The following is a 12,313-nucleotide window of genomic DNA, read 5'->3' as shown; positions in this document are numbered from 1 at the left end:
TCGCTGTTCAACGAAACATCCTCATGGTAATTTTGACTATAGTCGATGTTTTTCACTTTTTTATTGATGAAAATGTTAAAATGATGAGTAGCGTATTTTTTTATGAAAGGACGGTGCTTGGCATGACGGAACTTCTCGATGACCGGCTGCCGCCGCAAAATATAGAAGCCGAGCAGGCCGTATTAGGTGCTGTTTTTTTAGAACCATCTGCGCTAACGCTCGCTTCTGAGGTATTAATTCCAGAGGATTTCTATAGAATGTCGCATCAAAAGATTTACAATGCGATGCTTATACTTGGCGATAGAGGAGAACCGGTCGATCTTGTCACGGTGACATCTGAGCTTGCCAATACAGATTTACTAGAAGAGGTAGGCGGGATTTCGTATTTAACCGATATTGCGAACTCGGTCCCAACGGCCGCAAACATTGAATACTATGCAAAAATTGTAGAAGAGAAATCCATTTTAAGACGTCTGATCCGTACGGCGACAACCATTGCACAGGATGGGTACACGCGTGAGGATGAAGTAGAAGACCTGTTGAGTGATGCTGAAAAGACCATCATGGAAGTGGCTCAGCGTAAAAACTCAGGAGCCTTTCAAAACATTAAGGACGTTCTTGTTCAAACATACGATAATATTGAACAGCTTCATAACCGCAAAGGCGATATCACAGGGATTCCAACGGGTTTCTCTGAGCTTGACCGGATGACAGCTGGATTCCAGCGAAATGATTTAATCATTGTAGCGGCTCGTCCATCAGTAGGGAAAACCGCCTTCGCATTGAACATTGCCCAAAATGTCGCGACCAAAACGGACGAAAGTGTCGCCATCTTTAGTTTAGAGATGGGTGCGGAGCAGCTCGTTATGCGTATGCTGTGTGCAGAGGGGAATATCAATGCACAGAACTTAAGAACCGGTAATCTGACAGAAGAGGACTGGGGCAAGCTGACAATGGCGATGGGCTCGCTGTCAAACAGCGGGATTTTCATTGACGATACACCTGGAATCCGAGTAAGTGAAATTCGCTCGAAATGCCGCCGCTTGAAGCAAGAAAATGGTCTTGGTATGATTCTGATTGACTACTTGCAGCTCATTCAAGGAAGCGGACGATCAAGCGATAACCGTCAGCAAGAGGTTTCTGAAATCTCAAGGGCCTTAAAATCGCTTGCAAGGGAGCTTGAAGTTCCGGTTATTGCTTTGTCTCAGCTTTCCCGTGGGGTAGAGCAGCGTCAGGACAAACGTCCGATGATGTCTGATATTCGTGAATCAGGAAGTATCGAGCAGGATGCCGATATCGTGGCATTCCTTTATCGTGATGATTACTATGACAAAGAATCAGAGAATAAGAACATTATCGAAATCATTATTGCCAAACAGCGTAACGGTCCAGTTGGTACAGTATCACTGGCGTTCGTCAAAGAATATAACAAATTCGTCAACCTGGAAAGAAGATTTGATGATGCGGGTGTTCCGCCCGGTGCTTAAAGCCCAGCTCAAGAAGCTGGGCTTTTTTTGATTATCTACATCGAAAGAATGATTGAAAAAACAGTCAATATGAGGAGGAGAGAGAAAAAGAGAGCGCGTATACTAAAAGGAGAAAAGGAGTGAAGACTGATGAAATTTCAACAGTTTGAAGCCGCTCAATTACGTATCGCACGCCCAACCGTCAACATGAAAGAGGTTGTTTCCTTTTATGAAGAAGGCTTAGGGCTCAAACGAATAGGCTCATTTGATCAGCATGAAGGGTACGATGGTGTGATGCTCGGGCTACCTCACCAGCATGTTCATTTAGAAATCACCAAACATGAAGAAGAAGAAAGTCTGCCCGTCCCGCATCCAGAACAGCTGCTTGTTTTCTATATTCCGGATGAAGAGGAATTTCAGCAAATGAAGGAGAGATTGATTTCATTTGGCGGACGGCATGTCATCTCAACGAATCCATACTGGGACCGGGGAGGAGCAACCATTGAAGACCCAGATGGGTACCGGGTTGTGCTGATGAATACAGATGGTATTACACCGGTTTAAAAAAGACTCCTATTGGTGGGGTCTTTTTTATGTTGATGAACAGTGGACACGATAAAAAGTTGTTTTTTCTCAAAATCTCCATTTCCAAGCGCTAAAGAAGTGATTAAAGCGCTTTTCTTTATATTTAAAGCGAACAAAATTTGATTTCGAGATATTAATGTTCGGATTTCGCGTTGACTTTTTCGGTGTGCATTGATAAAATAAATGTGTTTGAAAGAGATAACGTTTTGAAAGGTTAACGGAGGTGCACGATATGTCTTCAGTAGTCGTAGTAGGTACGCAGTGGGGTGACGAAGGGAAAGGGAAAATTACCGATTTCCTTTCAGAAAATGCAGAGGTGATTGCCCGTTATCAAGGGGGAAACAATGCAGGTCACACGATCAAATTTGATGGAGTGACATACAAGCTACACCTCATTCCATCCGGTATTTTTTATAAAGAGAAAACTTGTGTCATCGGTAATGGAATGGTGGTTGATCCTAAAGCGTTGGTCACTGAGCTTGCGTATCTTCACGAACGGAATGTGAGTACAGATAACCTCAGAATCAGCAATAGAGCCCATGTTATTCTGCCTTATCATTTAAAATTGGACGAGGTAGAAGAGGAGCGGAAAGGGGCTAACAAGATCGGCACGACGAAAAAAGGAATCGGACCAGCTTATATGGACAAAGCAGCCCGCGTCGGTATCCGTGTCGCAGATCTATTAGATCGTGAAGTATTTGAAGAGAAGCTTGCACGTAATCTAGAAGAGAAAAATCGTCTTTTAGAGAAAATGTACGACACAGAAGGCTTCAAAATTGAAGATATTTTAGACGAGTATTATGAATATGGCCAGCAAGTGAAAAAATATGTCGTGGACACATCTGTTGTTCTGAATGATGCACTAGATGAAGGCCGCCGCGTGCTATTTGAAGGAGCACAAGGGGTCATGCTTGATATCGATCAAGGGACATACCCATTTGTGACGTCATCTAACCCAGTAGCTGGAGGAGTGACGATTGGTTCTGGTGTAGGACCAACAAAAATTCAACATGTGGTCGGCGTGTCAAAAGCGTACACAACACGTGTTGGAGATGGCCCATTCCCGACAGAACTCCATGATGAAATTGGCGATCAAATTCGTGAGGTTGGCCGTGAATACGGTACGACAACTGGACGTCCGCGCCGTGTCGGTTGGTTTGACAGCGTTGTTGTCCGTCATGCACGCCGTGTGAGCGGAATTACAGATTTATCTCTTAACTCAATTGATGTACTAACAGGGATTGAAAAGTTGAAAATCTGTGTTGCTTATAAATTGAACGGAGAAATCACAGAGGAATTCCCAGCAAGCCTAAATGAATTAGCGAAATGTGAGCCTGTCTACGAAGAAATGCCTGGATGGACAGAGGATATTACAGGTGTGAAGAACTTAAGTGAACTGCCTGCAAATGCCCGCCATTATTTAGAACGCATTTCACAATTAACAGGTATTCCACTTTCCATTTTCTCAGTCGGACCAGATCGTTCACAAACGAACGTTGTCCGCAGCGTGTACCGTCCATAAGAATAGATTGATGAGACACCAGTAAAATCTCGCATTTTACTGGTGTTTTTTTGTTTAAATATTCCTTAATTTCAGTAGAGCGGACTTCCGGTCATTACCAAAATATGATAACTGTATAGAGGGAAGGAGCGTTCTAGTGAAAGAAAGAATACGATTATTAGATATTTTACGAGGTTTTGCCATACTAGGCACATTGGGAACGAACGTCTGGTTTTTTGCGTACACAGGGGATACCTTTGCGACAGATCAGATTGCGGATGAATATGAAAATGGCAGTTTTCTTGAAAGCATTGTCTCCATGTTCGTTTATGGAAAAATGCTCTCGCTGCTCACGATCATGTTTGGTGTTGGATTGGAGCTGAAATACCAGCAGGCAAAAAGGAAAAACACGCCTTGGCCGGGCACTTATTTATGGATTCTTTTATTTTTATTTATCGAAGGCTTTGTCCATTTTGCGCTCGTGATGGAATATGATGTGCTTATGAGTTATGCCGTTACTGGGCTACTTGTGGCTTACATTGTACGGGGAGGCAGCAGGCGTATCAAAAAGGGCATGATATTCTCAGGTGTGATTCATCTACTCGTCATGTCATGTTTGATGGTGTACTCCCTCTCAGAAATGGAGTCAGCGGCCGATGATCAAAACGGTGAACCGGTGCTGGAAGAGCAGCTGCCAGAGACATGGATTTCGCAGGTTCAAGAACGGTTACAATACTTTTTCATGTACCGAGAAGAAGCGATCTTTATCATTCCAATGAACACATTTCTGTTTTTATTAGGTGTGCGGATGATGAGAGCCGGTGTATTTTATGCAAACGAACGCGGACAATCTCTCCGGAAAATATTGTTCCGAATCGGACTGTGGGTTGGTCTGCCGCTGAATGCACTAGTCTTCGTTCCAAACGATCTAGTGGAATTTGTGGTGCGCTACGCCTTTTCACCATTCCTCTCTATTTTCTATATAGCTGTCATTGCGAAGCTCCTCGCACGCACGGAGTCATGGTTCATGTGGAATTGGTTTGAATATGTAGGGAAAATGGCGCTTAGCTGCTACATCCTGCAAAATGTCATCTGCTCCATTCTTTTTTATAGCTGGGGATTGGGTCTTGGCGGTCAAATCAATGCGCCCCTTATTGTATTGGCATGGCTGTTAATTTCACTTCTGCAAATCGCGATTTCAGCAGTTTGCCTAAAGGTTTGGAGAATTGGACCAATGGAATATATCCGTTCACGGGCCCTTCGCAGGGTGACGATGAAAAAAGCATCATAAAGGGGATAGACAATATGTTTTTTAAAAAAATGACGAAAAGAGAACAAGCGAATGCACATAAAGCGGCTGTGCCGGCATTTGTCTTTTATCTTCTGGCATTAGGAGGGCATGCGTTGTACGCGTATTTCCAAGGTGACAGGCCACCGGTTACTTTTGTCATTTTAATGGCGGGACTCCTTGTTTTTTTCTCCGCTGACTGGCTATTTAACAAAAAACATTCATAAAAAAAGCCCTCATCACGAGGGCTTTTTTCTTACTTCAGGCTTTTATATTGGCCTTTTAAGTTTTTGCGGATGTATTGGATGATTTTGCGTAGTTCGTTGGCATGCGGTCTGCCAAACGGACTTGTTTGTCTTTGCTGATAGAGCACTTGCCCTTTTTCATTTAATAAGAAATAGGCTGGTTCACCGTGCACCCCGTGGTCTTCATATGGGGCATCTTCCCCGTGATAGTGGACTTCATATGCTTTTAATGACGTGAGGTCATGGTCATACATGATCGGGAAGGACAGTCCCTCTTTATCCGCAAATGCCTTCAAGTCATCAGGGTTATCGGTTGAAATCGCCATCAAGTGAATATCCTTGTCCTGAAAATAGGACTGCTGCTGTTCGAGCTCTTTTAATTCTTCTACACATACCGGACACCAAGATCCTCTAAAGAAAACGATCAGGTGCCAGCTTTGATGCTCCTCTAAATGTTTGTCGAAATCAATGTGATCGCCCTGTATTGTTGGAAGTGAAAAGTTGGGCATTTTATCTCCTAATTTGAATGAACTCATACTGCTTCCTCCTTTTTCAATGACAATGTCACTTGTTTCATGTATAGCCATTTTTGAGCGGCCTGAAACGTGTCTATGTGTTTGAATAGGCAGAGATTATTCGAAAAGACGTGTAAAATGAAGGCGGTTGCAGAAGTGGAGCCTTTGAAAGGAGATTTGATATCCGACACTTTTTTTAAAAAAATGTCGAAAAACGTATTGCCATATGTAATTATTCTATGATATTATAAATCTCGTTGTTGCAAAGGTCTCTGAAACTTGTTAGGATGCGATGTTCCAGCTTTTTTAAAGCGATTGGTTTGACGCAATACAACTTCTTCAGATTTACTTTTCACAAACCGAGAGCCATTAGCTCAGTTGGTAGAGCATCTGACTTTTAATCAGAGGGTCGAAGGTTCGAGTCCTTCATGGCTCACCATGTATTGGCCCGTTGGTCAAGCGGTTAAGACACCGCCCTTTCACGGCGGTAACACGGGTTCGAATCCCGTACGGGTCATTGATTTACTTTAGCGTTAAGCTAATTTTTTCCTCACTTGCTTGAAGGAGCACCACGATTGCTTTTTCGGGCAAGTTACTGAGGTCCGGTAGTTCAGTTGGTTAGAATGCCTGCCTGTCACGCAGGAGGTCGCGGGTTCGAGTCCCGTCCGGACCGCCATTTATACATATTCATCTTTTTGATGATGGCTCGGTAGCTCAGTTGGTAGAGCAACGGACTGAAAATCCGTGTGTCGGCGGTTCGATTCCGTCCCGAGCCACTTCCAAACGCATCTGCAATCGCAGGTGCGTTTTTATTATGAAAAGAAGGCATAAAAAGGGAGAAGCCGGACCTAGGTAGGGCCCGGCTCCATAAGAAGAAGACGTTACATCTATATAGACGGCTGGTGATTGGAAAAGTTTCAATAAAAAAGGAAAAAGTCATCAATTTTTTTGAGCGGCGCCTTTCTATCCAACGTTTACTAGAAAAGAAAGCCGTTATTATTTTTATCTTTGCCTCGTAAAACGTTATAATAGACAGTGAGCCTTTTTTTTGTAAACGGAAAAGGCGTAATGATACATGCAAAATGGAATGACATAGATGCTAAAAATGCAGGAGGAAATCACAATGGAAAAAAAGATTCTTGTCGTAGATGATGAAAAACCGATTGCTGATATATTGGAATTTAATTTAAGGAAAGAGGGCTATGAGGTTCATTGTGCATATGATGGAAACGAAGCCCTTGAAATGGTAGAAGAAATTAAGCCGGACATTATTCTGCTCGACATTATGCTGCCGAATAAAGATGGTGTTGAAGTATGCCGTGAAGTGAGAAAGAAATACGACATGCCCATTATCATGCTGACAGCAAAAGACTCTGAAATTGATAAAGTCATCGGCCTTGAGCTTGGCGCAGATGATTATGTGACGAAGCCTTTCAGCACGCGTGAACTGCTTGCCCGTGTAAAAGCGAATTTGAGAAGACAAACTGCTGCTCCGCAGACAGAGGAAGAATCTGAATCAAATGATATTGAGGTTGGATCACTCGTCATTTATCCAGATGCGTATGTGGTGTCTAAGCGTGAGGAAACGATTGAATTGACGCACCGTGAGTTCGAACTGCTTCATTACTTAGCGAAACATATCGGACAAGTCATGACACGTGAGCACTTGCTGCAAACCGTATGGGGCTACGATTACTTCGGAGATGTCCGTACAGTAGACGTTACAGTCCGCCGTCTTCGTGAAAAGATTGAAGACAACCCTAGCCATCCGAGCTGGATCGTGACAAGACGAGGCGTCGGCTACTATTTAAGAAACCCAGAGCAGGACTAAGATTCTTATGAGTAAAGTAGGTTTTTTTCGCTCGATTCACTTCAAATTGACCTTGATTTACGTGCTGCTGATCATCGTCGCCATGCAGATCATTGGCGTGTACTTTGTGAAGCAGCTAGAGCAGTCCTTAATTAATTCATATGATAATTCCTTGAATCAGCGAATCTACTCGTTATCGTATTACCTAGAACAAGATTCATCGAAAAGCAAGGCAGAATTAAAAGAGGATGCTCAAAAGATATTAAACGATTTTAACAACAAAGATGAGTCTAATGAAATCTCTGAAGTCAGCTATATTGACGAAAGCAGAGAGGTTATTGCCTCTGTCAATAACGGCAGCCAAGAGATTGCCGGCAAGAAAATCACTGATCAAATCATTAGCCGTATTTTCGCGGTTGGCAAAGACTATGAGAAAAAATTCTATGACCCTGAATCAAATAAAAGGGTACGTATTTCTGCGACAGCCGTAAAAAATGAGAACCAAGAGACCGTTGGTGTGATTTATGTTGTGTCTTCAATGGAAAGTGTGTTTAACCAAATGCGAACCATTAACACCATTTTGGCGACTGGGACACTGATTGCACTTGGGACGACTGCTCTACTTGGTATCTTCATCTTCAGAACGATCACTCATCCTATTTCAGATATGAGAAAGCAAGCGATCGAGCTTGCCAAAGGGAACTTCTCCAGGAAGGTCCGGAAGTATGGGCATGATGAGATTGGGCAGCTTGCGACAACCTTTAACCATCTGACGAGAGAGCTGGAGGAAGCTCAGCTGATGACGGAGGGTGAGCGGAAAAAGCTTTCTTCTGTTATTGCCTATATGACGGACGGCGTCATCGCAACGAATCAAAACGGTGCAATTATTCTATTAAACAGCCCTGCATTAGAGCTGTTAAATGTTTCACGTGAAACAGCACTAGAGATGCCGATTACGTCCTTGCTCGGCTTAGAGGAAACTCATACATTTGAAGATTTAGTCGAAAATCAAGACTCCATGCTGATCGAAATTGAACGAGAAGACCAGCTGTCTGTATTGCGTGTTAATTTCTCCGTTATTCAGAAAGAGCATGGGAAAATTGATGGCTTAATTGCGGTCATTTATGATGTCACTGAGCAGGAGAAAATTGATGCTGAGCGCCGTGAATTCGTCGCGAACGTATCGCATGAGCTGCGCACACCGCTGACGACGATGCGAAGCTACCTTGAGGCGCTGGCTGAAGGGGCGATTGGTGATAAGGAGCTTGCGCCAAGATTCCTTAGTGTCACACAAAATGAAACTGAGCGCATGATCCGGCTTGTCAATGACCTGCTGCAGCTGTCTAAGTTCGACAGCAAGGATTATCAATTCAACCGTGAGTGGACGAACTTTATCAGGTTTATCTCGCTCGTCATTGATCGTTTTGAGATGACGAAGGAGCAGCATGTCGATTTTATCCGCAACCTGCCGCAGCGTGAAGTATATGTGGAAATCGATCAAGATAAAATTACACAGGTGCTCGATAATATCATTTCCAATGCCATGAAATACTCACCAGAGGGTGGACACATCACGTTTACCGTCGATCTGGATGAGGAGAAAGGCCTTGTGTTATTCAGCGTGAAAGATGAAGGAATCGGTATTCCGAAGAAGGATATGGATAAAATCTTTGAACGTTTTTATCGAGTGGATAAAGCAAGAACAAGAAAGCTTGGCGGAACCGGCCTAGGTCTTGCGATTGCAAAAGAAATGGTTCAGGCTCATGGCGGAGATATTTGGGCTGACAGCATTGAAGGAAAAGGGACAACGGTGACCTTTACCCTTCCGTACAATGAAGAACAAGAGGATGATTGGGATGAAGCGTGAGACCTTTAAAACCATAATATTGACAATCCTAATTGCGATCAGTCTTGTATTTACGTGGAATATCTGGATGTTCCAGCCCGTCATGCAGGATCAGGCAGATACAGGCACACAGGTCGTGGAAACGAAGAAGATTTCAAGCGACGAGCCTAGAAGTCTCATTGATGTCGTGAAGCCGCGCGAGATGTTTATCCATTCAAATGGGGAGCATTTTAAAGTAGATCAAAAGGAACTCTTTCAAAACTTTTGGAATGATGTGAGCCTTTGGGATGTCAAAGAGATTAATGATGTGTCGGATCAATATTCCGAGCAGAAATTTAAGAATTTCTTCTATGGACGCGAAGGGCAAGGAAAGACATTGGATCTTGTGTTCAATGATCCGATTCCGATTGATATTTTCCAAGCGCTTTTTAAATGGCCGAACAAGTCCATTGAATACAACTCGTTTGATCGGATGATCGTGCCGTTCGCTCAGCAGGATAAGGCCAATAAGAAAGTGTACTTGGTCTCATACAGCAAGGAAACGGTGCTTGAGCTGACAATTGAGTCCGCCAACTACCGTAATCTAATGGACAGTATCGCTGCCGCTCAAAACGAGATGCCGCGCTATGATCTTTATACATTTTCTACGAATTCTAAACGAGATTTCCTTCTTCCGAGAAAGCAAAAGCAGCTTGAAGCGAAAATGTTCTTTATCGAAACGATTAAGACAAACAAGTTCAAAGACGCTTTGTTTACGGACCCGAGTCTTGTCGGTGAGGAATCTAATTTAAACCGGACGGTATACACAGATGGCACAAGCCGCCTTGAAGCCAATCAAAAAGACCACCGCATTCAATATCAGCATCGCAATATCAATTCCAGCACTGTTTTCCAAACGGGGGATTTGATCAAGCGAAGCGTGAAATATTTCAATGATACGGGAAGCTTTACTGATGACTACCAATACTTTGGCATCAACAGCAACCAGCAGCTGTCCTTTAATATGTTTATGGACGGTCTGCCGATTGTGAACAGTACAAAGCATCCATTTGGGATGACCTCCCTTGAAGTCCAATGGGCGAATGATGACATTTTGAATTACAAGCGTCCAAATTATATTCTTGGCAATAAAGCGAGTCAAAGTGAACAGGTCAAGCTGATGAACGGGACAGAGCTGAAGGACTTGATCATCAAGCAGACGAAATATGATGATCTGGAGAAAATTGAACAGATTTTCCCTGCATATCAAGCTGCTTCAACTTCATCAGATCAAGATCAAGCGATGTTTGTCTGGCTGGAGCCTGTATGGTGTATGAAGTATAACGGCAAAACCGTGATTCTATCGAATGATCTTTTGACAGAGGGGAGCGAGAATCATGGAGTGGAATAAGACCAAAACGATCTTTATCCTAGCCTTTCTCGTTCTCGATATCTTTCTAGGTTTTCAATACTTTGAAAAACGGTCAACCGATCATTTTGCGATTATCGAAAAAACGGATACGCTGGAAGAAATGAAGGCAGACGGGATTAAATATGGCAATCTATCAGATGAAGCGAAGATTGGATACCGCATTACAGCTGAAAAGAAGCAATATACGAAAAAGGATGTCGACGGATTAGCTGATCAAAAGGCGAAAAGCACATTCCCGAAATCAGACAAAGATGATCCTGTCACGCTGCTTGAAATGACCTTCAACAAACCAGTTGCCTTGCCGAAAAAGGATATCAAAACAGCGGCGACGAACCTTGTGAACCAGCGATTGCTGGATGGGAAGAATTATAAGCTGTGGAATATAGATGAAGAGACAGGGGAAATCGTCTTTTTCCAAACGTATAAAGGGAAATACATCTTCCAAGAAGGCCTTGATGACACCGAAACCATCGGTAAAATCACCTTAGATCTCAACGATCAAAACGAAGTTGTCTCTTATCAGCAGTCAATGGTGACGTCGATTAATGAAGTGAGAAAAGAAACCCTTGTCCCAGCACTTGAAACCGTGAAGGACTTATATACGCAAAATATGCTGAGTCAAAACACGACCGTGAAAAAGGTAGAGCTTGGTTACTATACGCAATACCCGGGGGCAAGCACGCAAGTCATGGTTCCTGTATGGCGTGTGGAGCTTGAAGGCGTATCAGCAGGTTCAAAGAAAAAGACAGAGGAAGAATATTTGATCAATGCCATCGATGGCTCAACACTTGATCATATAGAGAAAGATGACAAATCTTCAATGGAGTGAGAGAACATGAGCTTGCAGTTCAGTGTACTAGCGAGCGGAAGTACGGGGAACGCTTTTTATTTAGAAACAGACGAGCATGCCTTTTTGGTCGATGCTGGTTTAAGCGGCAAACAGATGGTCGAGCTGCTTGGCCAAATCGACCGCAAGCCTGAAGACTTGGACGGCATTTTTGTGACACACGAGCACTCCGATCATATTAAAGGGCTTGGTGTCATGGCAAGAAAGTACAAGCTTCCTGTCTATGCAAATGCGAAAACATGGAAGGCGATGGAATCTCATATCGGAAAAATTGATACAGAGCAGAAATTCCATTTTGATATGGAGACCGTTCAATCCTTTGGCGGTCTTGATGTCGAGTCATTTGGCGTCTCACACGATGCGGCAGAGCCTATGTTTTACGTATTCCATTATGGAGGGCGCAAACTTGCGCTCATGACAGATACCGGCTATGTGAGTGACCGCATGAAAGGCATTATTAAGTCAGCCAATACGTTTGTGTTTGAGAGCAATCATGATGTCGGTATGCTACAAATGGGCCGATACCCATGGAGCATTAAGCGTAGAATCCTGAGCGATGTCGGACATGTATCAAATGAAGATGCGGCTCTTGCGATGACAGATGTCATTGGAGATGCCACCTCACGCATTTATTTGGCTCACTTGAGTCAAGACAACAACATGAAGGATTTAGCCCGTATGGCGGTCCAGCAGACGCTTGAAATGAAAGGCTTTGTTGTTGGGGACGGCTTTGATTTATTTGATACGGACCCGAAAAAAGCAACCCCGCTTTGCGCCGTATGATTTTTATAATCGTATG

Annotated in this window: 11 protein-coding genes and 4 tRNA genes; 14 read left to right on the top strand and 1 reads right to left on the bottom strand. The window is 43.4% G+C overall.

The window, feature by feature from the left end:
• Positions 1-122: 122 nt before the first annotated feature.
• The 5 genes from dnaB to NST59_RS18855 all read left to right on the top strand — a co-directional run bounded on the left by dnaB (position 123) and on the right by NST59_RS18855 (position 5,067).
• Positions 123-1,487, top strand: a complete 1,365-nt coding sequence (dnaB, locus tag NST59_RS18875; protein ID WP_024424034.1) for a replicative DNA helicase — start codon at positions 123-125, stop codon at positions 1,485-1,487.
• A 129-nt stretch (positions 1,488-1,616) separates the two neighbouring features.
• Positions 1,617-2,030, top strand: coding sequence for a VOC family protein (locus NST59_RS18870; protein WP_039182849.1), 414 nt, complete (start codon positions 1,617-1,619; stop codon positions 2,028-2,030).
• A gap of 253 nt (positions 2,031-2,283) precedes the next feature.
• The gene (locus NST59_RS18865) at positions 2,284-3,573 is read left to right on the top strand and encodes an adenylosuccinate synthase (protein WP_024424032.1); all 1,290 of its coding nucleotides are present in this window, start codon (positions 2,284-2,286) and stop codon (positions 3,571-3,573) included.
• Positions 3,574-3,709: 136 nt separating this feature from the next.
• On the top strand, positions 3,710-4,843 hold the full coding sequence (locus tag NST59_RS18860; protein WP_341040962.1) for a DUF418 domain-containing protein: 1,134 nt from the start codon (positions 3,710-3,712) through the stop codon (positions 4,841-4,843).
• Positions 4,844-4,857: 14 nt separating this feature from the next.
• Positions 4,858-5,067, top strand: coding sequence for a hypothetical protein (locus tag NST59_RS18855; protein ID WP_047203206.1), 210 nt, complete (start codon positions 4,858-4,860; stop codon positions 5,065-5,067).
• Positions 5,068-5,096: 29 nt separating this feature from the next.
• Here the strand turns inward: NST59_RS18855 and NST59_RS18850 are convergent, their stop codons facing one another.
• Positions 5,097-5,621, bottom strand: coding sequence for a peroxiredoxin family protein (locus NST59_RS18850; protein ID WP_024424031.1), 525 nt, complete (start codon positions 5,619-5,621; stop codon positions 5,097-5,099).
• A gap of 342 nt (positions 5,622-5,963) precedes the next feature.
• On the opposite strand from NST59_RS18850, the gene NST59_RS18845 reads away from it, so the two are divergent.
• The 9 genes from NST59_RS18845 to NST59_RS18805 all read left to right on the top strand — a co-directional run bounded on the left by NST59_RS18845 (position 5,964) and on the right by NST59_RS18805 (position 12,297).
• Positions 5,964-6,039, top strand: a tRNA-Lys gene (locus NST59_RS18845).
• A 6-nt stretch (positions 6,040-6,045) separates the two neighbouring features.
• Positions 6,046-6,117: transfer RNA gene (locus tag NST59_RS18840), tRNA-Glu, on the top strand.
• 82 nt (positions 6,118-6,199) lie between these two features.
• Positions 6,200-6,276: transfer RNA gene (locus tag NST59_RS18835), tRNA-Asp, on the top strand.
• 27 nt (positions 6,277-6,303) lie between these two features.
• Positions 6,304-6,376 (top strand) — tRNA-Phe (locus tag NST59_RS18830).
• 347 nt (positions 6,377-6,723) lie between these two features.
• On the top strand, positions 6,724-7,431 hold the full coding sequence (gene yycF, locus NST59_RS18825) for a response regulator YycF (protein WP_024424030.1): 708 nt from the start codon (positions 6,724-6,726) through the stop codon (positions 7,429-7,431).
• Between the two features lie 7 nt (positions 7,432-7,438).
• Positions 7,439-9,277: a cell wall metabolism sensor histidine kinase WalK gene (walK, locus tag NST59_RS18820; RefSeq protein WP_024424029.1), complete on the top strand. Its 1,839-nt coding sequence runs from the start codon at positions 7,439-7,441 to the stop codon at positions 9,275-9,277.
• Positions 9,267-10,646: a two-component system activity regulator YycH gene (yycH, locus tag NST59_RS18815; protein ID WP_327842000.1), complete on the top strand. Its 1,380-nt coding sequence runs from the start codon at positions 9,267-9,269 to the stop codon at positions 10,644-10,646. The genes walK and yycH overlap by 11 nt, the downstream gene beginning before the upstream one ends.
• Positions 10,633-11,496 carry a two-component system regulatory protein YycI gene (locus NST59_RS18810; protein WP_144489711.1) on the top strand — a complete coding sequence of 288 codons (864 nt, stop codon included), beginning with the start codon at positions 10,633-10,635 and terminating at the stop codon, positions 11,494-11,496. The genes yycH and NST59_RS18810 overlap by 14 nt, the downstream gene beginning before the upstream one ends.
• Positions 11,497-11,502: 6 nt before the next feature.
• The gene (locus NST59_RS18805) at positions 11,503-12,297 is read left to right on the top strand and encodes an MBL fold metallo-hydrolase (protein WP_024424026.1); all 795 of its coding nucleotides are present in this window, start codon (positions 11,503-11,505) and stop codon (positions 12,295-12,297) included.
• The last annotated feature ends 16 nt before the right edge of the window (positions 12,298-12,313 follow it).

The sequence above is a fragment of the Bacillus sp. FSL R5-0439 genome (genome assembly GCF_038008805.1).
In the GTDB taxonomy this organism is placed as follows: domain Bacteria; phylum Bacillota; class Bacilli; order Bacillales; family Bacillaceae; genus Bacillus; species Bacillus safensis.
Note: the sequence above shows the minus strand (reverse complement) of the source record. Positions and strands in the feature narration are given on the sequence as shown.